The sequence below is a fragment of the Methylobacterium sp. GC_Met_2 genome (genome assembly GCF_026540795.1).
In the GTDB taxonomy this organism is placed as follows: domain Bacteria; phylum Pseudomonadota; class Alphaproteobacteria; order Rhizobiales; family Beijerinckiaceae; genus Methylobacterium.
The window spans coordinates 1-24,037 of the sequence record NZ_JALNUM010000079.1 but is presented as its reverse complement, the minus strand read 5'-3'; the positions used below and the strand labels follow the sequence as shown (position 1 = coordinate 24,037).

The window sequence follows — 24,037 nt, the reverse complement described above, 5'->3', positions numbered from 1 at the left end:
TGGGGCGGTTCAGGCGACCGCCGACCGCGCGTCCTTGATGGCCGCCTCGAAGGCCACGAAGGCGGCGGTCGCCTCGTCCCAGGCCTGGGCGCGAACGTGGCGGATCATCGCCGCAGCCTGCTCGCGGGCCTGCGCCAGGGGTGCCTCCACGGCGGCCGGCCGCGCCGGATTGGCGGCGACGGCTACGGGCGGCTTGTCGGCCGGGCGCATGCCGACCAGGGTCGCCGCGATGGCGCGCCGCCAGGCGGCGAGGTCGGCCGGAAGGCGCGCCGTATGCGCCTCGCTCGCCTGGCCGCCATCCTGACGGTCGAGCAGGTTGCGGCCGAGCGTTTCGATCCGCTCAAGTTCGGCCATGGCGTCCCCGATCTCCCGGCGCGCCTTGTCGGTGCCCTCCGCGATCCGGCCGACGTTGTTGGCGATATCGCCGGTGGCCTGGATCTGCTGGTTGAGGATCTCGGAGGCCTCACGCATCTGCGACGCGACGTTCGCGACGGCGCCGCTCTCGGCTTCGACGCGGGCATTGGCTCGCACCATGGCGGCGGCCCCGGTCTCGACCGCGCCGCGGCTGCGCGTGACCGCGGCCTGCATGGCCGCCATCTCCTCGCGCAGGCCCGCCACGCGGGCGCGGATCTCGTCGGTCGCCTTCGCCGTCTGGGCCGACAGGGTCTTCACCTCGGCGGCCACCACGGCAAAGCCGCGCCCCGCCTCGCCGGCGCGCGCCGCCTCGATCGTGGCGTTGAGCGCCAGCAGGTTCGTCTGGGCCGAGATCGCCGCGATCGTGCCGGCCATCTCCTCGATCCGCAGGGCCGCGGTCGAGAAGCTGTCGAGCCGGCTCCCGATCTCCTCGGTGCCCTCCTCGATGCCGCGCATGCCCTCGGTGGCGCGATGGAGGTCGCCGACGCACGTGGCGATCCCGGCGCGGGCGGTCTCGGCGGTCTCGGCGGCTGACGCGGAGCGGGCCGCGATCTCGCCCGTGGTGGCGGCCAGTTCCTCGCTGGCGGCCGCGATCAGCCGGGCCTGCTCGGCGGTGCCCGAGGCGTCGTGGGTCATCCAGCCGATCGAGGTGCCGGCATCCGAGGCCGCGGCCGACATGCGCGCCAGGAGCGACTGCCATTCGCGATCGAAGGCCGGGACGGCGGCAGGCTGCGGACTCGCCGCAACCTCGACGATCACCGGTGCCTTCACCGGCGCAGCGGCTATCTGCAGGGCGGCAGAGGCGCCCTTTTCCGAGCGCTTGCGGTTCAGGCCGAACATGCGGAGTTCTCCAATCAACGAATCGGAGGCGATCTTCGCACGGATCCTTCAACCAATGATGAAGGCTAATCTTACCCTTCTCTAATCGATCCGATGAAGCGCTTCCCTGTAGGAAGCGCTTGACCCTTCGAAAGTCTGCGCCACCGGCCTCAAAGGCCGGTGGCGCGGCATCTCACTCGCCGGTCAACGCCGCCTTGGTGCGGGACCACCAGCCGGCGCGCTTGGGCCGGTCCGGATCGGACGGGGGCGTCAGCACGACCGCCACGGGTTCGCGCGTCGGTTCCGCAGTCGACGCGGAGTCCGGCTCGGCGGTGCCGTTCGTCGGTCGGGTCTCGGCGGCCTCCGTCTCCGGCTCGGCGACCGGCAGATCCACCGCCGTCTCGCCGCGGACCGGCTCAGGCGTGGCCTCGATGATTTCGGCCACGGCCTCGACGCCCACCGGCTCCTCCGCCGGCAGCACAACCGCCTCGTCGGAGGCTGCAGTCTCCTCCGCCTCGGCGCCCTCGCGGGTGCGGCCCTCGCTGCGTCCACGTCCGCCGCGGCGGCCGCGCCGACGGCGGCGTCCGCCGTCATCCTCCGCCTGGACGACGTCGTCCGCGCCTGTCGCAACGGCGTCGACTGTGTCGCTCTCGACCGCGACCGCCATCTCGGCCGGCTCGCCGGCCGCCGTCTCGGCGTTCGCTGCGTCGGCGGTCGCCGGCTCCTCGCCGTCCCACTCCTCGTCCCGGCCGTCTTCGTCGGATTGCGGCGCACCCTGGCGCTCCTCATCGGAACGCCCCTCCGTGCGACCACCCCGGCGGCGACGGCGGCGGCGACGGCGGCGGCCATCGCCCTCGTCGCGCGTGCCGTCCTCCCGGGCCTCGGTGCGACCTTCCTCAGTGTCGCCCTCGCCCTCGGCGTCGGCCTCAGCCGCGCCTTCCGCATCCGCCTCGACCTCGGCGTCCGCCTCTTCGATCTCCTCGTCCTCGTCCTCGAACTCCGTGGTCGGCGAGATCGCCTGGGCGCGCACGCCCGTCACCGGACCCTCGGCGCGCTGGGCCGGATCGCCCCGGTCGAGCTGGAAGGCGGTGGTCGCCGCCAGCCGCTCGTCGGCCGCGATCGTGATGGTTACGCCGAAGCGCACCTCCAGCTCGCGCAGGTGCCCGCGCTTCTGGTTGAGGATGTAGAGAGCGACCTCGGTGCGCGTGCGCAGGATGAGGTTGTGGGCGGCCGACTTGAGCAGCGCTTCCTCGATCGAGCGCAGGATGTGCAGCGCCACCGAGGCGGTGGCGCGCACGAAGCCCGAGCCGCCGCAATGGGGGCAGGGGATCGAGGAGGATTCGAGCACGCCCGTGCGGATGCGCTGGCGGCTCATCTCCATCAGGCCGAAGGGCGAGATCCGGCCGACCTGGATGCGGGCGCGGTCGTTCTTCAGGCAATCGTTGAGCTTCTTCTCGACGGCGCGGTTGTTGCGCTTCTCCTCCATGTCGATGAAGTCGATGACGATCAGGCCCGCGAGATCGCGCAGGCGGAGCTGGCGGGCGACCTCCTCGGCGGCTTCCAGGTTCGTCCGGAGTGCGGTGTCCTCGATGTCGTGCTCGCGGGTCGAGCGGCCGGAATTCACGTCGATCGAGACCAGCGCCTCGGTCGGGTTGATCACGAGGTAGCCGCCGGACTTCAGCGAGACGTGGCTGGAGAACATCGCGTCGAGCTGCTGCTCGACGCCGAAGCGGGCGAAGATCGGCGTCGGGTCGCGGTAGGGCTTCACGACCTTGGACTGGCCGGGCATCAGCATCCGCATGAAGTCCCTGGCCTCGCGGTAGGCGTCCTCGCCGGCGACCAGAACCTCGTCCAGTTCCTTGTTGTAGAGGTCACGGATGGCGCGCTTGATCAGCGACCCCTCCTCGTAGACCAGGGCCGGGGCCATGGAGGTCAGCGTCAGCTCGCGGACCGATTCCCACAGGCGCATCAGGTACTCGAAGTCGCGGGCGATCTCGGGCTTGGAGCGCGAGGCGCCGGCGGTGCGCAGGATGACGCCCATCCCCTCGGGCACCTCCAGGTCCTGCACCACCTCCTTGAGGCGCTTGCGGTCGGCCGCCGAGGTGATTTTTCGCGATATTCCGCCACCCCGGCCGGTGTTCGGCATCAGCACCGAGTAGCGGCCGGCCAGCGACAGGTAGGTGGTGAGCGCCGCGCCCTTCGTGCCGCGCTCCTCCTTGACCACCTGCACCAAGATGATCTGGCGGCGCTTGATCACCTCCTGGATCTTGTACTGGCGGCGGAAGTGGCGCGGACGCTCGGGGATCTCGGCCAGCGCGTCGCCGTTGCCGCCGATCTGGGCGATCCGGGGCTCGGCATCGGGATCGTCGGATTCCTCGTCCGAATCCTCATCGTCGTCGGACTCGTCCTCGTCGTCCTCCGACTCGTCCTCATCCTCGTCGTCGTCGGACTCGTCCTCCTCAGACTCATCCTCGTCGAGCACTTCGTCGGCCTCGCCCACGGCCGGGCCGCTGCGGCCCGAGGCCTCCGCGACATCCTCCGCGACAGTCTCGGCCGGCTCCTCGGCCACGGTCAGGGCCTCCGCCACGGCGATCCGGGCTTCGGGCTCGGCCGGGTCGTCCTGGTCGGTCGCGGCCTCCTCGGTCTGCGCCGTGACCGGCGCGGCGTCGCCGGCGGGCTCGGCAGCCCGCACCGGCTCGGCGAGATCACCGGCCTCGGTCTCGGAGGCGAGGGCCTCCTGCACCGCCTCGGGGTTCTCGGCGAGCGTATCGGGCATGCCGGCCGGTGCGATCCCGGCCTCCGGAGGTGTCTCGTCGCGACCCTCGATCCCGGCCCCGTCACCCGCGACCTGCGCGGTCTCGTGGGCGTCCTCGGCGCTCACCGTCTCGTCGGTGCCGCGGGCGCGGGCCTCGGCGCGGCGGCCGCGAGACCGTCGGGGGGAGCGACGGCGGCGCTCCTCGCGCTCCCGGTGCTCCTCGGCGTCGCGGGCTTCCTCCTCGAGGAGGGCCTGCCGGTCGGCCAACGGGATCTGGTAATAGTCGGGGTGGATCTCGTTGAAGGCCAGGAAGCCGTGGCGGTTGCCGCCATACTCCACGAACGCGGCCTGGAGCGAGGGCTCCACCCGGGTGACCTTGGCAAGATAGATGTTGCCGCGCAGCTGGCGCCGGTTGGCGGCCTCGAAGTCGAATTCCTCGACCCTAGACCCCTGGACCGTGACGACCCGGGTCTCCTCCGGGTGCATCGCGTCGATCAGCATTTTGTTGGCCATGTCGGACTCTCGGCATGGCGGCCGACGTCGTTCTCCGTGCCCGTGGTCCCGGCGGCGCCTCGCCCGACGTCAAGCCTGTCGGGCACGGTGCCGGCCTCGTCGCCGAGGCGGATGGGTTCGAGGGGAAATTGCCGTCAACCGCCGGTCGGCGCACAGGGCGCCTGGGGTTGAAATAGGCCGGGTCAACGGACGGACCGGTGCGACGCAACGCATGCGCCTCCGGGGCACGCGCAGCGCTCTGCTGGGCCGTGCGTCCGTCCATCGTGGTCCCGACCTCGCGAAACACTCTCGGCCGGGTTGGACCGGCCGTGAATTCCTGGGTGCGGCGGAAAATCCACCGCGACGTGCGACACCTGCCCGATCGGGGAAGACACCCGTTGCCGCCAGGCGGACCAACAGAGCCCGCCGCGACACCACGGCCGTTTTCGCGAGGAATTCGGTCGCGTCCGCGGGCCGTTGCGGCGGCCGGCGGGACCGGAAAGGGTCGGTATCATTACAGACGGCCGCGCGGATTTGGCAAGGGTCAACCGTGAATAGATGTCACGGGGGTGTCACGGGGCCCGGCCGCGGCGACTGGGGTGCGGGCTGCGTGCGACCTGTCGGATCTGCATCGTCGAGGAAGCGGGCTACCCGCCGGGACGCTCTCCGATCCTTACGATGCCACCGCGAGCCGCACGCCGAAGGCCTTCAGCACCCGGAGCAACGTGTCGAGCGTCGGGTTGCCGTTGTCGCTGAACGCCTTCTAGAGCGCCTCGCGGCCGATCCCCGTCTCGCGAGCGAGCGCCGACATACCCTTCGACCGGGCGATGGTGCAGCTCTTCCTGCGTCCCGTCCTCCAGGCAGGTATCGGGATAGGCCGCGATGTTTGCGGGTGCGTTCAGCGCCTCGGCTGCATCCCAAGGATGTGTTTCGAGGGGCATCCCTCAAACCTCCCGTGCCATGACCTTCGCGCGTGCGACGTTCCGAACCTGCGAGCCCCTGTCTGCTTTTTATGACGAACCAAGGTCAATTTCGACGGCAAGCGAACAGCCTATGAGCCCCAGCGCCCCTCACTCCGCCGCCTCCAGCCGCGGCACCACTCCGACGAGCGCCGCCGGCTTCGGGCCGCCTGTCGCCCAGTCCAGCAGCTCCACCGTGTGGACGATCGGGATGCCGGTGCCTTTCCCGATCTGCGTGGCGCAGCCGATATTGCCGGTGGCGATCACGTCGGGGCGCACGCGCTCGATATTGGCGACCTTGCGGGCGCGCAGCTTCGCGGCCAGCTCCGGCTGCAGGATGTTGTAGGTCCCCGCCGAGCCGCAGCAGATATGGCCCTCGGGCACGTCCTTCACGGTGAAGCCGGCGCGCTTGAGCAGGGTCTTGGGCTCCAGGCGGATGCCCTGGCCGTGCTGCATCGAGCAGGCGGAATGGTAGGCCACCACGAGGTCGGTCTCGGCGACGGGGGCCAGATCGAGCAGCGCGAGGTACTCGGTCACGTCCTTGGCCAGCTCCGAGACCCGCCGCGCCTTGTCGGCATAGGCCGGGTCGTCGCGGAACATGAAGCCGTAATCCTTGATCGTCGTGCCGCAGCCCGAGGCCGTGACCAGGATCGCGTCGAGCCCCTTGGCGATCTCGGCATCCCAGGCGTCGATCGTCTGCTTGGCGAGCGCATGGGCTGAATCCGCCTTGCCCATGTGATGGGTCAGCGCCCCGCAGCAGCCCTCCTGCGCGTGGACGACCTCGACCCCGTGGCGGTTGAGCAGCCGGATCGCCGCCGCGTTGAAGTCCGGCCGCAGGACGCTTTGGGCGCAGCCGCGCAGCAGGGCGACGCGCTTGCCCGCCGTCCCGACCGCAGCCCCGGTCGCCGCCGGAAAGCGGCCGGGCCGGTTGGTCGGATCCCGGGGCGGCATCCCGGAGGGCGCGAGGTCGAGCATCGCGGCGAGCCGGTTGCCCACCCGGGGCAGCCGCGCCACCAGCCCGCGGAACGGGGCGCCGAGCTTGGCGCCGAGCAGCGCGAGGCGGAAGCGGTTCGGATAGGGCAGGACCTGCGCCAGCAACGCTCTTAGGAACCGGTCCCCGGCGGGCCGGGCAAACGTCTCCTCGATATGCGCCCGGGCGTGGTCGACGAGGTGCATGTAGTGCACGCCCGACGGGCAGGTGGTCATGCACGACAGGCAGGAGAGGCAGCGGTCGACATGCTTGACCACCTCCGGCGAGGCCGGCTTGCCGCCCTCCAGCATGTCCTTGATCAGGTAGATGCGCCCGCGCGGGGAATCGAGCTCGTCGCCGAGAAGCAGGTAGGTCGGGCAGGTTGCCGTGCAGAAGCCGCAATGCACGCAGGTCCGCAGGATTTTTTCGGACGCCGCCATGGCGGGATCGGCGAGCTGGGCCGGGGCGAAGTTGGTTTGCACGGTCTCTTCCTGCCTGCCTGCTCTCCTCCCCCTTGTGGGGAGGAGTTGGAGGTGGGGGTAGTGCAGAAGGCACCTCGGCGCTCGATCCTGAGTCACCCCCACCCCTGACCCCTCCCCACAAGGGGGAGGGGGAAAATTCAAACCTGTGCGTACATCCGGCCCGGGTTGAGCACGCCGTTCGGATCGTGCGCCGCCTTGATCCCCGCACTGAGCCGCATCAGCGGCTCGGCGAGGGGCTCGAACACCGGCACGGCGGCGCGCACGGCATCGGGGGCGCGCACCAGCGTGGCGTGGCCGCCCTGCGCCCGCACGGCCTTGCGCACCGCGTCGGCCGCGGCGTCGCCCTCCGCGCCGGTGGCGAGCCAGATCAGGCCGCCGCCCCAGTCGAAGAACCAGCGCGCGGCGCGCTCGGAAGCCACCGCGGCCACGAGCGCCGGCCCGTGGGTCGGCGCCGTGGAGATCCGCCAGAGCGCCGCGTCCCGGGGCTCGGCGAGCGGCGCGGCGTCGCGCACGCTCCGCCACAGGGCGGCACCAGCCTCGCCGTCGATGATCTCGGGCTGGCCGTAGCGCTTCAGCAGGCGCGTCAGCTCGCCCGTGCGGTAGTCGATCGAGTCCGAAAAGCCCTCCAGGCGCATCAGCGTCCGCGCCTCCGGGGCGCCGAGCCCGGCCGGCAGATGTGCCGCCCCGGTGAGCTCGAAGGGCGAACCCAGGGCCTCCGACAGGGCCGTGACCGCCCGGGCATCGTCGAGGCCCGCAAAGGCCAGCGTGGCGACGCGCTCGCTCGCCGGCAGGACCTTGAAGGTCACCTCGGTCAGGAGCCCGAGGGTGCCGTGCGCGCCGGCCATCAGCTTCACGAGGTCGAGACCGGTGACGTTCTTCATCACCCGCCCGCCCGACTTGATCGCTTCGCCCCGTCCGTTGACGAAGCGCACGCCGATCAGACTGTCCCGGGCGGCGCCGGCATTGATCCGCCGGGGGCCGGCATTGTTGATCGCCGCCACCGCCCCGAGGGTCGGTGCGCCGGTGGTGCCGTAGAGGACGCGCAGGTCCATGGGCTCGAAGGGCAGCATCTGGCCCTTCGAGGCGAGCAGCGCCTCGACCTCGGCGAGCGGGGTCCCGGCCCGGGCCGCCACCACCATCTCGGCGGGCTCGTAGAGCGTGACGCCTGTGAGCTTCCTGGCCGAGAGCGTCGCGCTGTCCTGCGCCGGCCGGCCAAGCCCCACGGCGGTGCCGCCGCCTTCAAGCCGCAGGCGCTCGCCGCGCCCGGCCGCCGCCCGCACGATCTCCGCGGCCTCGGCCTCGGTGCCGGGCTCGTAGACGCCCATCGTTTCCGCCCCGGTCTTGTTTGAAACCATTCCACAGCGGGTGTCGCCGGAACGGCTGGCGGATTCAAGCGCAGGCGGAGTCGCGGGGTTTCAGCGGCTCGGATTTCTTGATGGGCCGCAGGGCGGTCGAGGGGGGTGCTCTACTCCGCCGCCGCGGCCCGCCCCGGCCGCAGCCGGCCGCCGATCTGCCGGCGCAGCCCGGCGATGTCGAAGATCCAGACCAGCGCCCCGTAGAGGACCATTCCGGCCGGGACCAGCACCGCCAGGGCGGTGGCCGGGGGCAGGTGGCGGAACGGCGCCAGCGCGAGGCCCATCGCCGCGCAGGCGAGTGCCGCCGCCCCGATCGAGCCCCAGGGCAGATGGATGCGCTCCGGACCCATGAGGACGCGCCAGCCGAGCCACAGCCCGGCCGTGGCCAGCCCAGTGCTCTGCGCCACGGCGACCCCGATCCCGCCCAGACGTTCCGGCAGGATCAGCAGGCCCACGCCGTTGACCGCGAGCCCGATCAGCGCCGAGGCGATCACCGGCAGGGTCCGGCGGCGGATCTGGAAGACCGGGTTGAGGGCGTAGAACATCATGGTCAGGCAGAACAGGCCCGGCATCAGCGCGACGCTGTAGCTCTCGAACGGGCCGCGATAGGCGTCGGGCACCACCAGCGCCTGGAGCGCCGGCAGCACGGCCCAGAAGCCGACCGCGCAGGGCGCCAGCAGCGCGAACACCATGCCGGCATTCTCGGCGACCTGCGCCTCGGCGGCGGCCCGGCCGCGCTGCTCCTCGGCCTGGACGGCGAGCTGGAACAGCAGCAGGTCGAGGGCGGTGCCGAGCGTCATCATCGCGCGCGACGTGACGTCGGCGGCGAGCGCGAAGTAGCCGGCCTCCGCGAAGCCGGCATGGCCCGCGATCGCGCCCCGGTTGACGAAGGCGACGCTCAGATAAGCGGTGTTGGCGGCGATCAGCGGCAGGCCGTAGCGGGCGAAGACCCGCCAGGTGGCCGAAAGGCGCGGCCGCTCGAACGGCGTGCGCGGATCGCGCAGGGGATGACGCAGCAGGACGACCGCCAGGAACTGGCTCAAGCCCGCCGCCGCCAGCACCCAGGCCGGCTGCGGCAGCCACCATGCGGCGGCGGCCATCAACCCGAAGGCGAGGACATTCTTCACCGCCACGAGGCCGAGATAGAGCTTCCCGTCGAACCGGGCCCGCGCCAAGGCCGCGTGATAGTCGAACACCCCGATCCCGAGGGCCGCGAGCCCGGTGCCGCACAGGATGGCCGCGTGCCCGTCCGCCCCATTGGCGAAGCCAAAGGCGCCGCACAGGGCGGCGGCGGCCAGCAGCAACAGGCCGACCCGCAGGTAGGCCCGGTCGAGCCCGTGGCGGATCCATGGCTCGTCCGCGCGCACCCTGCCCGAGTAGAAGCGCGTCGCCGAGAGCCGCAGCCATTCGAACAGCACCGTGTTGAGCACGGTCGCCCCGGTGGTGGCCAGGGCGAATCGCCCGAAATCGGCCGGGCCGAGCAGCTTGGCGATCAGCAGGCCCAGGACGAAGTTGAGTCCCGCATTGATGATGAAGGCGGCGATCACGGCCATGAACGGCGTCTCACGGGCGGCGGGGTCTTTCGGGCGGTCGCTGCGCTATAGCGTGGTCGCCGTAAAACTCTTTTAACAGGGCAGCATCGCGGCAGAGACCAGTATCGGACGCTATCGTCGGATCCGCCGGGCTGCGGCAGGTCCGTCCCTGGGCGTGCGGATCCCACAGCCTCCCGGCCCGTCCGTGATGCAGGGCGGCGAGATTGTCCGCGATGGGCCAGCACGGCGCGGCGCGTTTTGCCGAACATTCATGCCGATAAAAGTGCAGTCAAAAGTCAAATATCATTTTCCGGGACGATTTCGGTCGGAAGTATCAAATCTCCGTCACTGAAGAAGTGCGGATTTGAGGCATTTGTTGAATCTGTTCTCTGAGACTATGCGTCTGGTGTATTGTCGGAGGGCAGCCACCATGAGCCTGAAACGCTGGATGCGGTTCACGGAATCCTTGTCGTTCCGGATCGGCATGTTGGTGACCGTTCTGCTGGTCGTCTCGATGGGGATCGTCACCGGGCTGCTCTACGCCGAGATCCGCGAGGAACTCATGCACCGCGCCGGGCTGGCGCTCGATGCCAACCTGCGCCTGCTCGAGCAGAAGCTCGGCGAGGAGGGTGGGCCCGGCGCTTTCTTCTCGGTCCAGGACGGCAAGCTCTATCTCGGCACGCACGCGATCACATCCGACGATCCGGCGGTGGACCGCGTGAAGGACGTCCTCGGCGGCACCGCGACCGTGTTCCTCGGCGACACGCGGGTCGCCACCAACGTGATGACGGCGACAGGCAGCCGGGCGATCGGGACCAAGCTGGGTCAGGGCCCGGCCTATGACACCGTCATCGGGACCGGGAAGGGCTATCGCGGCGAGGCCGATATCTTCGGAACGACCTACGTGACACGCTACGAGCCCATCCGGGATATCGATGGCCGGGCGATCGGCATCCTGTATGTCGGCGTGAAGAAGTCGGACTTTCTGTCCTCGCTCGACACGCTGTTTCGGCGCGTCCTGCTCATCGGGGCGGTCGCCACCTTCGTGGGCGTGGCCCTGTGCTGGATCGTCCTGCGGCGCGCGACGGGCCCGGCCGCCACCCTGACCAGCGTGCTGATCGATCTCGGGCAGCGCAGGCTCGACCGCGAGGTGCCCGCCCTCGATCGGCGCGACGAGATCGGCGCCATGGCGCGGGCGGTCCAGTCCCTGCGGGACGAGGCCCTGGCCCGCCAGCGCCTGGAGGAGGAAGCCGCAGCCGCCGCCGCCGAGAAGGCGCGGAACACGGCCCACATCGAGGCCGCGCTGGCGGACTTCCAAGAGAAGATCCACGCCGTGGTGGCTTCGGTCTCGCGCGATACCGCGCAGCTCGACGAGATGGCCGAGGCACTGGCGGCCGTCTCGACCCGGACGGCCGGCGAGGCCGACCTCGCCTCGACGGTATCGGCCGAGACCTCCGCGCACGTGACGGCCGTGTCCACCGCCACCGACGAGCTCTCGGGCTCGATCCAGGAGATCGGCCGCGAGATCGAGGGCATGTCTCACACGGTCCGCCAGGGCAGCACGACCTCTCAAGAGACCGCCGCGCAGGTGCGCGAACTCGCGGTCACGGGTGAACGGATCGGGGCCGTGGTGGCCGCCGTGCGGGCGATCGCCGAGCAGACCAACCTGCTGGCCCTCAACGCGACCATCGAGGCGGCCCGGGCGGGCGAGGCCGGCAAAGGGTTCGCCGTGGTGGCGGGCGAGGTGAAGGTGCTGGCCGAGCAGACCGCCAGGGCCACCCACGACATCGCCGCGCGGGTCGCCGAGATCCAGGAGGGGACGCGCCGCGCCGTGGTCGCCAACGAGGCGGTCTCCGGCCTGATGGAGGCGATCCTGAAGGCCGCGGCGAGCGTGGCGGCGGCGGTCGACCGGCAGGACAAGGCGACGCGCGAGATCGCCCGCTCCGTCCAGATGGCCGCGGACGGGACCGGGCAGCTGGCCGCGACCGTGACCGGCGTCCGCACGGTGGCCGCGCAGACGGAGGCTACGGCCGGCAGCGTGCTCACGGTGGCGCGGACCCTGCGCACGCAATCCGCAGAGATCGACGCGCGCGTCGGCGCCTTCGTGCTCACGCTGCGGCAAGGTCCGATGGATCGGCGGCAGCGGCAGGAACTGGATCGTCAGGGGCCGGAGCGGCGGGCCTCCCGTGCTGACGCGGCTTGAGGCGGGCGCCTACAGCGCGCGCTCGTAGCGCCACGCCTCCATCCCGTCTTCATAATAATCAGGCCGCACCGCGAAGCGAGTGTAGCCCCGGCGCTCGTAGAGCCGGATTCCGGCGCCGTTGTCGGCCCGGACCTCGAGCCGCAGGCGATCGCAGCCATGGGCGCGCGCCCGCGTCTCCGCGGCGTCGAGGAGCTTGCCGCCGAGCCCGAGGCCGCCGCGGTTCGGCGCCACGGCGATCGAGGCCAGCCGGGCGATCCGGCTGCTGCGCCGCCGTTCCAGCACAGCCGCACCGACCAGCACGGGGGTCGGATCCCCGTCCGGCGGATCGATCAGCGCGGCCAGCACGTCCATCGTGGGCGAGCCGATCGCGTGGCGGATCGCCCGGCGCTCGGCCCGGTCGATGGCGAAGGCGGCGTGCTCCAGGGCGACGAGGGCGTCGAGATCGGCGAGCGTGGCGGTGCGGATCGTCGGCTCGGGAAGCCCGGCGCCGACCGGGTTGCGCAAGGGCGCGCTCATCGATGGGCGCTCATCGATGGGCGCTCATTGCAGGGGGCGCTCATGCCCGCGCCGTCGCGATCGATCTGCCCGGCCCGCCCATCGATCACTCGCCCGAATGCCCCGCCGTCAGATGCCCGCTTCCACGGCGCTTGGGAAGCCCGTTCGGGCCGCCGGTGCGCCCGGAATGCGCTGTTTTTGCAACGTCCGGCCCCGGTTGTGGATGGCGGGCGAAAAACCCAGTCCCCCAGGTTGTGTCGCCCTTGCCGCCCGGGGGCATCCCCCATATATGCGCCTTGCCCAATTTCGCACGTGCCTGTGGCCGCGTGTCGGTTGGTGGGCATCCGGTCAACTGCCGGACAGCCGCCAGGGGTCTTAAAGGATCGATGGTCGCAAGGGTGGATCCCTACGGCCGGCATCCAGGTGGCAACACCGGACCCCGACAACAACCGGCAGCCGGAGGCGAAACCGGCGAACCCCGCTCTCCACGGGGGACGCAGCTTAAAGCAACGACGAACGGGCTTTTTTGGTCTCGTCGGCCCTCCAAAGGCCGGCACCGAAGAGGCTTGTTTCATCTTTGCCCGGCGTGCGGTGGGGGTTTTCCCTTCCAATCCACGGCAGCTTCCGGGTGCTCTGCGCCCGCACCGACGCACGCGTCTCCAAAGCGCGTGGGCCGGAGCGACGCATCGCCCCCTGACGCCGACGGCCGATCCTGGCCGTCATCTTCGACAGCGCGCCCCGCGTAAGGGCGCTCGCGAACCCGTGCCGGGAGACCACCATGACCGACCGCATCCGTGACTACCTGCGCGTGCGCCGCGACCTCGGTCGGGACGAGGGCCCCGTGATGGTCCTCGATCTCGATGTCGTGCGCGACAACTACACCGCCTTCGCGCGCTCCCTGCCGGACACAAGGGTGTTCTACGCCGTTAAGGCGAACCCCGCCCCCGAGGTGCTGCGCCTGCTCGCCGAGATGGGTTCCTGCTTCGACACCGCCTCGGTCGCCGAGATGGAGATGGTGCTGGCCGCCGGCGCCACCGCCGACCGGATCTCCTTCGGCAACACCATCAAGAAGGAGCGCTGCATCGGCCGCGCCCTCGCGCTCGGCATCCGCCTGTTCGCGGTCGACTGCCAGGCCGAGGTCGAGAAGATCACCCGCGCTGCCGCCGCCCTGGGCGTACCCAACGGCGAGGTGCGGGTGTTCTGCCGCATCCTGTGCGACGGCGCGGGCGCCGACTGGCCGCTCTCGCGAAAATTCGGCTGCGTGCCCGAGATGGCCGCGGACGTGCTGGAGCACGCCCACCGCCAGGGGCTCGAGGCCTACGGCATCTCGTTCCATGTCGGCTCGCAGCAGGGCAACACCGAGGCCTGGGACGGGGCGCTCGGCTCCGCGGCGGCGGTCTTCCGCGAGTGCGCGGAGCGCGGCATCGGCCTCTCGATGGTCAATCTCGGCGGCGGCTTCCCGACCCAGTACCTCAAGGCGGTGCCGGGGGTGGAGAGCTACGGCGAGGCGATCTTCCGCGGGCTGACCAAGCATTTCGGCAACCGGATCCCCGAGACGATCATCGAGCCGGGCCGCGGCATGGTCGGCAATGCCGGCCTGATCGAGGCTGAAGTTGTTCTTGTGTCGCGCAAGTCCGCCGAGGCCGACGAGGTCAGATGGGTCTACCTCGACATCGGCAAGTTCGGTGGGTTGGCCGAGACCATGGACGAGGCGATCCGCTACCCGATCCGCACCGCGCGGGACGGGGAGGCGACCGAGCCCTGCGTCATCGCCGGGCCGACCTGCGACTCGGTGGACGTACTCTACGAGCGGCAGCTCTACCCGCTGCCGATCTCCCTCTCGATCGGCGACAAGGTGCTGATCGAGGGCGCGGGCGCCTACACCACCACCTACGCGGCGGTGGCGTTCAACGGCTTCCCGCCCCTTCAGCAGATCGTGATCTGACTTTTCGGAGTGAGACTGGGTCCGTTTGAAGGGCAGCGACGTTGCTGCCCCCGCGAGCGAAGTGAAGCAATCCGGTAACGCCACGGCGATAACGCTCGCGCGGTCCTGGGTCACTTCGCTCCGCTCGTGACGACGGCGCGGGCGACTTCGCCGAACGCTGACCTTCACCACCGCTTCGACCGAGGGCACCCGGCTCTCGGTCTCAGAAAATCGCTTCTCCCGCATGTCGGCCCGGGGAGGGCAGTGTGATGATCGAGATCTGCGCGGAGCATCTCCACCACGTCCCGGCGCGCGAGCGCCTGCTCGACGCGTGCTTTCCCGGCAACCGCCGCGCCAAGACCTCGGAGCGCCTGCGCGAGGGCCGTCTGCCGGCGCGCGGCCTCGCCTTCGCGGCGACCCGGGCAGGCCGCCTCGTCGGCACGCTGCGGCTGTGGCACGTCGAGACCGGCGACGCCCGCCCGGCGCTGCTGCTCGGCCCCCTCGCGGTCGATCCGGCGATCCAGGGCCAGGGGCTCGGCTCTGTAATGATGCAGGCAGCCCTGGGCAGGGCCGAATCGCTCGGCCACGGCGCCGTGCTGCTGGTCGGCGACGCGCCCTACTACGCCCGCTTCGGCTTCGACCGGGCGCTCGCGGCGGGCCTGACCCTGCCGGGTCCGTTCGAGCGCGCGCGTTTCCTCGGGCTGGAGCTGCGTGCAGGCGCGCTGGCGGGCGCCGAGGGGCTTGTCCGGGCGACCGGCGTATTGTCGCCGGCCGATGCGGCGGCCAACGAGGCCCAGGTCGCGCGACGACACGCCGCCTGAACGGGGTCATCTTTGACCGGGGGCACCGGGTTTCCGAAGGGCTGATGCCCTCTGGCGGGGTTCGGGGGCGGAGCCCCTGAAGCAACCGGGCAATGCCCGGCACCAGGGATCCACCCCGGACCCGCGAAAGGTCTCGACCTTTCGAAACCAGGACTGGAGCTTCCGGCCTGGACGCAGCCCCGGCATGCGCCGGATAGCGGTCGCGTCCACCGTGCTGGCCGGCCTCATGCATTGCGCCGAACGGTCGCGATCCCGCATAGACGGTCCGCCGGCCTCCGGAGAAGGTTGCTCGACCGATGCAGATCGCCACGCCCTACCTGATGTTCCTGGGCGACGTGCCCGACACGCTGGCGGCCAAGACCGCCTACGGGATCAAGGATTGGCGCCCCGAATGGTGCGTCGGCCAGATGCGTCTGCCGGGGTGCGCCGCCGATCTGGGCATCCCCGATATGACCCTGCCCGAAGCCCTGGCGAAGGGCTGCCGGACCCTGGTGATCGGCGTCGTGAACGCCGGCGGCGTGCTGCCCGACCATTGGGTGAAGGAGATCGTCGCGGCCATCGAGGCGGGGCTCGACGTGGCGAGCGGCCTGCATGTGAAGCTCGGCGCGGTGCCAGCCATCGCTGAGGCCGCCGCGCGGCGCGGGCGCCAGCTGCACGACGTGCGCCACACCGACGAGCGCTTCCCCACCGGCAAGGGCACCAAGCGGGCAGGCCGGCGCCTGCTCACCGTCGGCACCGATTGCTCGGTGGGCAAGAAGTACACCGTGCTGGCCCTGGAGCGCGGCATGCGCGAGCGCGGCCTCGATGCCGATTTCTGCGCCACCGGCCAGACCGGCGTGTTCATCTCCGGCAAGGGCGTGGCGATCGACGCCGTGGTGGCCGATTTCATCTCGGGCGCCGTCGAGACGATCTCGCCCGAGGCCGACCCGAATCACTGGGACCTGCTGGAGGGCCAAGGCTCGCTGTTCCACCCGTCCTTCGCGGGGGTGAGCCTCGGGCTCCTCCACGGCGCTCAGGCCGATGCCTTCGTAGTCTGCCACGAGCCGACACGCACCACGATGCGCGGCGTGAAGCACCCGCTGCCGACGATCCAGCAGGTGATCGACCTCACCGTTCAGCTCGGCAGCCTGACCAACCCGGCGATCAAGCCGGTGGGCATCGCGATCAACACGCAGGCGCTCGATGAAGCCGAGGCCCGGGCCTTCCTGGAGACGGTCGGGTCAGCGCACGGCCTGCCCGCCACCGACCCGGTCCGGTTCGGCGTCGACGGGCTGGTGGATCGGATCGTCGCCGACTTCCCGGGAGCCTGACATGGCCCGCCGCCTGACCCTCGCCGTCGAGCGCTTCCCGATCGCGGGCGCCTTCACGATATCCCGCGGCAGCCGCACGGAGATCGCAGTGGTGGTGGCGACCATCACGGACGGCGACACGGCCGGGCGCGGTGAGTGCGTGCCCTATCCGCGCTACGGCGAGAGCGTCGAGAGCGTCAGCGCCCTGATCGAGGGACACGCGGAGGCGATCGCGGCCGGGATCGGGCGCGACGCGCTGATGGCGCACATGAAGGCGGGCGCGGCGCGCAACGCCCTCGACTGCGCCCTGTTCGACCTCGAAGCCAAGCTCCAGGGCCGCCCCGCCTGGGATATCGCCGGTCTTGCTGAACCTCGGCCGGCCATCACCGCCTATACGCTGAGCCTCGGCACCCCGGAGAGTATGGCGGAGGCCGCCCGCAAGGCGGCTCACCGGCCGCTGCTGAAGGTGAAGCTTGGTGGAACGGGCGACCCGGAGCGCATCGCTGCCGTGCGGGCCGGTGCGCCGGAATCCCGGTTGATCGTCGATGCCAACGAGGCTTGGCGACCGGAGACCATCGAGGCCAACCTCGCCGCCTGCCTGACGGCCGGCGTTGCGCTGATCGAGCAGCCTCTGCCGGCCGACGCCGATGCCCTGCTCGCCGAGATCCCGCATCCGGTCCCGGTCTGCGCCGACGAGAGCCTGCACGACCGGGCCGGCCTCGACGCGTTGGCCGGGCGCTACGATGCGATCAACATCAAGCTCGACAAGACCGGCGGCCTGACCGAGGCCGTGCTGCTCGCCCAGGAGGCGAAGGCGCGGGGGCTCGCCATCATGGTCGGCTGCATGCTCGGTACCTCGCTCGGCATGGCGCCGGCGGCTCTGCTCGCGAACGACGCGGATTTCGTCGATCTCGACGGCCCACTGCTGCTCGCCCGCGACCGCGACACGCCGCTGCGCTACGAGGGGAGCCTGATGTATCCGCCTACGCCGGAGCTGTGGGGATAAGGATCGCCCCGCCTGTCACCCGCGGGGCGTCACAACCGGTTTGGGATTAGGTATACCAGAAGGCTTGCCTTCCGTCCGCCCGGCTGCCATCCATCGCGGATGCCAGTGTCGTCGTGAGTCAACGCGCCGTCCCCGGCAGCCCGATAACAGAACAGCAAGTCTCAATGCTGGGGAGGAACGACGTGGCCAAGAACATCCTGATCCTGGGGGCCTCCTATGGCTCGCTCCTGGGGACCAAGCTCCTGATGGCCGGTCACAACGTGACCCTGGTCTGCCGGCGCAAGACCGCCGACCTGATCAACCGCGAGGGTACCGAGGTCCGCATCAAGCTGCGCGACGAGAAGGAGCACCGGGCGATCTTCTCGCGCGACCTGCCCGGCAAAATCGACGCGATGCCGCCGGAAGACGTCGACGTCTCGCGCTACGATCTCGTCGGCCTCGCCATGCAGGAGCCGCAATACAACAACCACACGATCCGCGTGCTGATGATCAAGATCGCGGCCGCGAAGCTGCCGTGCCTGTCGATCATGAACATGCCGCCGCTGCCTTACCTCAAGCGGATTCCGGGCCTCGCCGCCATGGACCTCGAGGATGCCTACACCAATGCCGGCGTGTGGGACCGGTTCGAGCCGGGCCTCGTGTCGCTGTGCTCGCCCGATCCGCAGGCCTTCCGGCCGCCCGAGGAGGAGGCCAACGTCCTCCATGTCGGGCTGCCGACGAACTTCAAGGCCGCAACTTTTACGGTCGAGGCGCACAACACGCTGCTCAGGCAGCTGGAAGCCGATATCGACGCCGTGCGCCTCGACGGACACGACGTGCCGGTGAAGCTCAAGGTGTTCGATTCGCTGTTCGTGCCGCTCGCCAAGTGGTCGATGCTGCTCACCGGCAATTACCGCTGCATCACGCCGGGCGAACCGCAATCGATCCATGATGCCGTGCACGGCGATCTGGCGCGCTCCCGGGCGATCTACGACCACGTCGACGGGATCGCCCGGAAGCTCGGCGCCGATCCCGCCGATCAGGTGCCGTTCGAGAAATACGCCAAGGCGGCCGAGAGCCTGCTCAAGCCGTCCTCGGCGGCCCGCGCCGTAGCGAACGGCGCCCCCTATATCGAGCGGGTCGACCTGCTGGTGAAGCTGATCTCGCACCAACTCGGCGACCCCAGCGATGAGATCGACCGAACCGTCGCGACCGTCGATCGCAAGCTCGACGAGCGCATCATCGAGGGGTGATCGATCTCGCGCGACGCGGGGGCACGGCATCGCTCACCTCATTCAAGGTGTCCGACCGCCGCAATCTGGCGGCGGACGCCCCCGCTCGCCGCATGTCGAAGATTCGCCTGTCCTCGGTCCGGTGCCGGGCCCGGGCGGTGGCAGGCCAGAAGAATGGCGGCATCGGTGACAGGCGACGGCGCCATCTCGATCGACAGATCGCTGTATCCCTGCGCGACGATGCCGTTCAAGAGTTCGCCGATCGCGCCGGCGAATTTAACGCTCCGATAGCCGCGTAAAATAGCATCCGCCATGTAAACAGCATCGATATCGTGGGCCCCGTTTCTCCAGAACGACTCGCAGCGCCAGATGAACGTTTCGGCGGCATCCCGCTCCGGCATCGCGTCATCTCCAACGGGCAAGATGATCACATGGCACGGGGCCGAAATTCACGCTCCGCCGGCAGCACGCTTGCGGTGCCGCGCGGCTGGAAACATGCTGGCTGAAGCCGGGTCGCGCCTCGTGAGAGGCGCGGGTGAGGCCCTCCGTCGGCGAGAGGACAATCTCCTCAAGGCGGTGCGTTACTCGGCCAGCTCCAAGAAGTGCCGGCCCTGCCGATCGTCGATCTCGATAATCCAGAGGTCGGAATCGAACCGGATTTCCTTGGTCAGGCGCTCCTCCACGTCGAGCGGGGTGCCGCCGGTGACCAGGGCCGCGAAGCGGCGGTCACCGCTGTCCTCGGCGTCGAACAGGGCCTGCGGCGCCGGCCCGTAGAGATCCGCGCTGCCATCGAGGCGATCGACCTTCACGAAGATTGCCCCCGCCTCCGCGGCCCCGCGCCGCCGCAGCACCGCCGGGATGCCCGCCACATCGAGACGGCGGAGATGAGCCGAAGCCCAGAAATCGGAACGCAGGCGCATGCGGTAGAGCCTCCCGGAAGCGCGCCTGAGATGCGTGATCCGGCGCTTCCTGACAACGCACGGCTGCAGCGCGTCCGACACGGTGCACGCCCGCGCATCGCAAATAAGCCAGCCATCAATTCAGAGTCTTTCAGGATTAAATCTGTTGTCAATGCTGTGCGCTATCGCAAAACGACAGTATTGTTTGATTATTAACTGAGCAAAAGTCAAAAGTGGAGGCATCCTTCGACGATTGAAGGAGCAGTTTCATGCCGAGACGACCCTCGCGTCTCACGGTGATCGCCGCCTGCCTGTACCTGCTGACTGCGTCGTTGCCAGTCCCCGCGCAGATCCTCATGGATCTGCTGGGACAGCGGGAAGCCGCCTCCTGCCCACGCTAACAGCGGAATCCGCAGGATCGGTGCAACATCGTGGTTCGGCGCCCGGGCGGCAATCCGACCCAGGACATGACCGGTTCGATCGGCCACGCGAAGTCGTGGCAGGGCAAAAGCGGACCGCGCTGCAAAACGATCTGCCGCTTCACCGGTTCGCAAGACTGAGCCGCGTGATCCAGGCCCGCGTCGGAACCTGTCCGGCGCGGGGTTCCCACGATGGCGTCTTGGAGCGCTCGCCGACGAAGTGGATACCGGTTCGGCGCAAGAGAGCGCGTCACAACAAAAGCTTAGAGCCGCACACGATTGCAAAGCGCTCGGGCATGGCTCTAACCGTGGCTTGCCCGGGCTGTCAGTTCGCGCAGGGTCCGGCCCGTAGCCTCCCCGGTCACCGGCAGCTTGGCACTGCGCTCGAACTTCTCGATCGCCGCCCGGGTGCCCGGACCCATGGCGCCGTCGGGCTTGACCGGATAGCCGAGCTTCGAAAGCGCCTTCTGCACCCGGAGGACCGGATCAGACTCCGTCTCGGCCTTCTTGACGGGCTCCTTGGCGGCCGGCTTCGCAATCGGCTTGGCTCCCGTCCGGACCGGGGGGGCCTTCGGGGTCACCGATGCGGTCGTCTCGTCGGCACGGATCAACTCGCCGATCGTGTCCCGGGCCGCCGGCTTGGCGGCGGCCTTCTCCGGTTCGGAGCGGACCGGATCCCGCGCGATCTCCCGCACCGGCTCCCTGGCAGCCTCTCGGGCGACATCTCGGGTGGCCGGTGCGGCCTCGCGCGGGGCGGGGGCCTTCTGGGCGAGCTTGGGCAGGATTGGGGCCGGATGGCGGCCGGCTTGGTAACCGAGGGCGTTGACGCAGATGAAACCGGCCGCGCCGAGGCCGACGAGGCTGCTGAGGACCGTCCCGGGGCTGTTCCGGCAGGTGCTGACGGCCGCCCGCAACGCGCCGACGAGGACGGCGCGCCAATCCCCCTGCACGGCGCTGCGCCGCGCGGCCGGGCGACGGGCCCGGGCGGCCTCGCCCGGTACGGTGATCTCGCGGTAGCCTGACATCGTGTCTCCTTCCGGGGGATCGTGTTCCGGGGGGATTTTGGGCTCAGCCGGTCCGGCGCAGCGCCGAACCCGGCCCGGTGCTCAGCGTGAGCCCCGGCTCGGCGTCGAACAGACCGAGCGGCAGGCGCACGACCCGGCGCGGCTGAGGCGCGCCCCGCACGGCGATGCGGATCGGCGCCGGGCCGCAGGCGGTTTCCGGCGCGCGGCAGACCCGGGGCAGCGTCACGGTGACGACGGTGCCGGACTGGGGCGCGCTCTCGATCCGCATCGCGCCGCCATGGAGGCCGACCAATCCCTGCACCACCGAGAGGCCGAGTCCGGTCCCCTCGTGCTGACGCTTGTAGTCGCCGGCCCCGGCCTGGAAGAACGGCGTGCCGAGCTTCGACAGATCCTCCGCGCCGATCCCGCAGCCCGTATCGGCGACGACGATGTCGAGGCCCTCGACACCGCGGCGCAGCGACAGGTCGACCCGCCCGCCGCGCGGGGTGAACTTCACGGCGTTCGAGACGAGGTTGATCAGGATCTGCCGGCAGGCGCCGGGATCGGCGGTGATTTCGACCGGACCCGACGCTGCGACCGCCAGGCTGACGCCCGCGGCCTCGGCCCTCAGCCGCATCAGGTCGCAGCAGGACTGGAGCAGCCCCGCGATGTCGAACACCTCCGGCGCATAATCGAAGTTGCCGCTCTGGATCCGGCTCATGTCGAGGAGCGTGTTGACGACGCCGAGCAGGTGGTGGCCGGAGGCGCCGATGATTTCGGCATAGTCCCGCGCCTGTTCGGCGCTGAGGCTGGGCGCACCTTCGCCGGCCAGAACCTCGGAGAAGCCGATGATCGCGTTGAGCGGCGTGCGCAGCTCGTGGGTGACGTTGGCCAGGAACCGGCCCTTGATGGCGTCGGCCCGCTCGGCCTCGGCGCGGGCGCGCTCCAGCTCTTCCGCATGGCGGTAATGCTCGGTCATGTCGCGGGTCACCGCCACCACCGTGGTGGCGGCGTCGTGGGGACCGTGTTCGATCCGGTGGGCGCGCATCTCGGCGTGGATCAAGCGTGCGCCATCGGGCCGTCCGGCCTCGACGTGCAGGCGCAGCGGTAGGGTCGCGGGACGCCCGGTCGCGGCGACATCGCTCACCGCCTGGAGGAAAGCCGGCCGGTCCGCCACGTGGACCCGCTCCAGGAAGCCGTGGCCGTGCAGACGCGCCGGCTCGCTGCCGAGCAGCCGCGTCGCCGACACGGAGGCGTCCACGACGCGGCCGTTGCGGTCGTGCCAGGTCACGAGATCGTCGATCGCCGAGAGCAACAGCCGGTCCCGGGCCTCGTTGTCGCGCAGCCGCTCGCGCCACGCGTCCTCGTTGCGCTCGTGCTCCAGGGCCTGGGCGGCGACGTGGCTGATCGCCGTGAGCGCGAAGGCCGGCAGGGCGAGGCCGGCGGAGATGTCCATGACCGGCAGGGCGATCGCGAACGCGTCGAGACCGGCCAATGCCAGCACGCCGAGGACCGCCATGGCGGCCGCCGCCAGCGTCGCGCGCAGCGATCCCGAGATCAGCGCCTCCACGGGGATCGCCACCAGCCAGACCGCGGCCGGGGACGCGACGCCCCCCGTGACGCTCGACAGCGCCACCACGATCCCGGTCAGGCCCGCCGCGGAGACCGCATGGGCGAGCCAGAGCGATCCCGTCCGGACGAGCAGCACGGCGGCGAAGACCGGCAACAGCAGACTCGCGATCGCCAGAACCTCGATGCCGGAGGGCACGCCGCGCCACAGCAGGTAGGGCGGCAGGCCGACCATCATCACGGCGCCGGTGGCGAGGCGCGACACCAGGAAGCGCTGATGGCGGCACCGGGTGGCGACATCATCGGCCGCGGAGGCGTGAACCAGCCCCGCGAGACGGTCGTCGATCAACGAAGTCAGGACTTTTTTAATAGGCAAGGCTGGCACACGCCGCGATGTATGCGTTTCCGCATCCCTCGCGCCTCCGGTTCGACTTTCGAACAACTTCCGAACGGTCGCAGAGACGGCTTAAACGAGTGTTGCGCGTGGGGTCAGAACGGTCAGGATGCTTTCCGCAAGGTAACCAAGCGCATTCGGATAAGCTTCGTTCACCATCGCGCGCGAAAGCCCAGGCTGGTTGAGGCCCGGTTCACGAAACCTGTCGAAAGCTCGCGGCCGCGCATCGTCACGCTTGGCGACAGCCAGCACGCGCGTCGATGCGATTCACACTGAGCGGAGACGACGAACCATGACCGTCCTGCTGCGCGCCGCGCTGGTGATCGGCGTGCTCTCGTATCTCGCGCTGATGCGTGGCGGCGCTGATCCGGCCGCGGAGACCCGCAAGCTCACGGGGAGGCTGCCGAGCGCCTCGGCGGTGCTTCCGGCGGCCCTGGAGGCTGTCCCCGCCGAAACCCGCGAGCGGGCCGCCCGGGCAGTGCTCGCCCGCGGCCTGATGGCGGAGCTGAGCCGCCGGGCCGGCGAACCTCAAGACGCCGCGGACACGCCCTCGACCGACACCCTGGAGGCGGCCGACCGACAGTCCGCTTGGCGGGGGATCGAGCCCCGCTGAGGGCGATCCGTCAGCCCACGTCCGCCTTGGTTCCCGGGCGGGCGCGGGCCGGCAGGTTCGCGCGCGACGCGGCGGCGCTCTGGCGCAGCTTCGCTTCCGGGCCGTGGACCGGCTGATGCGTTTCGCTGCGCCCGCGCTCGGTGAGCGGCCGGTCGAGGATCGCCGCCACGAGGTCCCGCGCCGCCGGGCGGCTCACCGTGCGGAACAGACGGACGAGGTCGGCGACGCGCTCGGCCGAACGCGCCACCCCCTGGTTGAGGGTGAGGAAGATGTAGACCGCCTCCTCCTCGTGCAGCCCGGCCGCGCGCAGGCCGAGGGTGAGGAGGTCGTAGCGGGCACCCGGATCGGCGACCAGGGCGAGGAAATCGGGGGGCAGGCCGAGCCCGTCCGCGAGCGCGGCCACGAAGGCCGC

At 70.4% G+C, this 24,037-nt stretch carries 18 protein-coding genes and 1 pseudogene; 8 read left to right on the top strand and 11 right to left on the bottom strand.

The annotated features are described in order from the left end of the window. Positions 1–9: 9 nt before the first annotated feature. The 5 genes from OXS49_RS22750 to OXS49_RS22730 all read right to left on the bottom strand — a co-directional run bounded on the left by OXS49_RS22750 (position 10) and on the right by OXS49_RS22730 (position 9,799). Entirely contained in the window at positions 10–1,254 is a 1,245-nt protein-coding gene (locus OXS49_RS22750; protein ID WP_244002347.1) for a methyl-accepting chemotaxis protein, read from the bottom strand. Positions 1,255–1,426: 172 nt separating this feature from the next. Continuing rightward, on the bottom strand, positions 1,427–4,501 hold the full coding sequence (locus tag OXS49_RS22745) for an Rne/Rng family ribonuclease (RefSeq protein ID WP_267426875.1): 3,075 nt from the start codon (positions 4,499–4,501) through the stop codon (positions 1,427–1,429). A 1,049-nt stretch (positions 4,502–5,550) separates the two neighbouring features. After that, positions 5,551–6,891: a glycolate oxidase subunit GlcF gene (gene glcF, locus OXS49_RS22740; RefSeq protein ID WP_267426873.1), complete on the bottom strand. Its 1,341-nt coding sequence runs from the start codon at positions 6,889–6,891 to the stop codon at positions 5,551–5,553. Between the two features lie 137 nt (positions 6,892–7,028). Then, a complete protein-coding gene (gene glcE, locus OXS49_RS22735) occupies positions 7,029–8,216 on the bottom strand; it encodes a glycolate oxidase subunit GlcE (RefSeq protein WP_267426884.1) in 1,188 nt (395 codons plus the stop codon). A 140-nt stretch (positions 8,217–8,356) separates the two neighbouring features. Beyond that, positions 8,357–9,799 (bottom strand): lipopolysaccharide biosynthesis protein, encoded by a 1,443-nt coding sequence (locus tag OXS49_RS22730; protein WP_267426871.1) that lies wholly within the window; start codon positions 9,797–9,799, stop codon positions 8,357–8,359. Positions 9,800–10,208: 409 nt separating this feature from the next. On the opposite strand from OXS49_RS22730, the gene OXS49_RS22725 reads away from it, so the two are divergent. Then, a complete protein-coding gene (locus tag OXS49_RS22725; RefSeq protein ID WP_244002334.1) occupies positions 10,209–11,981 on the top strand; it encodes a methyl-accepting chemotaxis protein in 1,773 nt (590 codons plus the stop codon). Positions 11,982–11,990: 9 nt separating this feature from the next. On the opposite strand, the gene OXS49_RS22720 is transcribed toward OXS49_RS22725, so the two are convergent. After that, entirely contained in the window at positions 11,991–12,497 is a 507-nt protein-coding gene (locus OXS49_RS22720) for an N-acetyltransferase (RefSeq protein ID WP_244002331.1), read from the bottom strand. A gap of 757 nt (positions 12,498–13,254) precedes the next feature. On the opposite strand from OXS49_RS22720, the gene OXS49_RS22715 reads away from it, so the two are divergent. From OXS49_RS22715 to OXS49_RS22695, 5 genes are all read left to right on the top strand, one after another. Further along, positions 13,255–14,421, top strand: coding sequence for a type III PLP-dependent enzyme (locus OXS49_RS22715; protein ID WP_267426870.1), 1,167 nt, complete (start codon positions 13,255–13,257; stop codon positions 14,419–14,421). Between the two features lie 248 nt (positions 14,422–14,669). After that, positions 14,670–15,221, top strand: a complete 552-nt coding sequence (locus OXS49_RS22710) for an N-acetyltransferase (protein ID WP_267426868.1) — start codon at positions 14,670–14,672, stop codon at positions 15,219–15,221. A 296-nt stretch (positions 15,222–15,517) separates the two neighbouring features. Continuing rightward, on the top strand, positions 15,518–16,531 hold the full coding sequence (gene dgcN / locus OXS49_RS22705) for an N-acetyltransferase DgcN (RefSeq protein WP_267426866.1): 1,014 nt from the start codon (positions 15,518–15,520) through the stop codon (positions 16,529–16,531). Between the two features lies 1 nt (position 16,532). Beyond that, positions 16,533–17,516 carry an N-acetyl-D-Glu racemase DgcA gene (gene dgcA / locus OXS49_RS22700; RefSeq protein ID WP_267426864.1) on the top strand — a complete coding sequence of 328 codons (984 nt, stop codon included), beginning with the start codon at positions 16,533–16,535 and terminating at the stop codon, positions 17,514–17,516. A gap of 182 nt (positions 17,517–17,698) precedes the next feature. Further along, positions 17,699–18,748: a 2-dehydropantoate 2-reductase N-terminal domain-containing protein gene (locus OXS49_RS22695; protein ID WP_267426863.1), complete on the top strand. Its 1,050-nt coding sequence runs from the start codon at positions 17,699–17,701 to the stop codon at positions 18,746–18,748. A 38-nt stretch (positions 18,749–18,786) separates the two neighbouring features. On the opposite strand, the gene OXS49_RS22690 is transcribed toward OXS49_RS22695, so the two are convergent. Both OXS49_RS22690 and OXS49_RS22685 read right to left on the bottom strand, forming a co-directional pair. After that, positions 18,787–19,128, bottom strand: a complete 342-nt coding sequence (locus tag OXS49_RS22690) for a hypothetical protein (protein ID WP_267426862.1) — start codon at positions 19,126–19,128, stop codon at positions 18,787–18,789. A gap of 180 nt (positions 19,129–19,308) precedes the next feature. Continuing rightward, entirely contained in the window at positions 19,309–19,647 is a 339-nt protein-coding gene (locus OXS49_RS22685) for a DUF1491 family protein (RefSeq protein WP_267426861.1), read from the bottom strand. Between the two features lie 248 nt (positions 19,648–19,895). Here OXS49_RS22685 and OXS49_RS22680 point away from each other — a divergent pair, with 248 nt between their 5' ends. Then, complete coding sequence (locus tag OXS49_RS22680; RefSeq protein ID WP_267426860.1) at positions 19,896–20,027, top strand: hypothetical protein; 132 nt, start codon at positions 19,896–19,898, stop codon at positions 20,025–20,027. A gap of 320 nt (positions 20,028–20,347) precedes the next feature. On the opposite strand, the gene OXS49_RS22675 is transcribed toward OXS49_RS22680, so the two are convergent. Both OXS49_RS22675 and OXS49_RS22670 read right to left on the bottom strand, forming a co-directional pair. Beyond that, positions 20,348–21,070, bottom strand: coding sequence for a peptidoglycan-binding domain-containing protein (locus tag OXS49_RS22675; RefSeq protein WP_267426859.1), 723 nt, complete (start codon positions 21,068–21,070; stop codon positions 20,348–20,350). Between the two features lie 43 nt (positions 21,071–21,113). After that, on the bottom strand, positions 21,114–23,003 hold the full coding sequence (locus OXS49_RS22670; protein ID WP_267426858.1) for a PAS domain-containing sensor histidine kinase: 1,890 nt from the start codon (positions 23,001–23,003) through the stop codon (positions 21,114–21,116). Positions 23,004–23,304: 301 nt separating this feature from the next. Here OXS49_RS22670 and OXS49_RS22665 point away from each other — a divergent pair, with 301 nt between their 5' ends. Beyond that, on the top strand, positions 23,305–23,625 hold the full coding sequence (locus tag OXS49_RS22665) for a hypothetical protein (protein ID WP_267426857.1): 321 nt from the start codon (positions 23,305–23,307) through the stop codon (positions 23,623–23,625). Positions 23,626–23,635: 10 nt separating this feature from the next. On the opposite strand, the pseudogene OXS49_RS22660 reads toward OXS49_RS22665, so the two are convergent. Continuing rightward, positions 23,636–24,037, bottom strand: a pseudogene (locus tag OXS49_RS22660) (hypothetical protein); the annotation flags it as partial.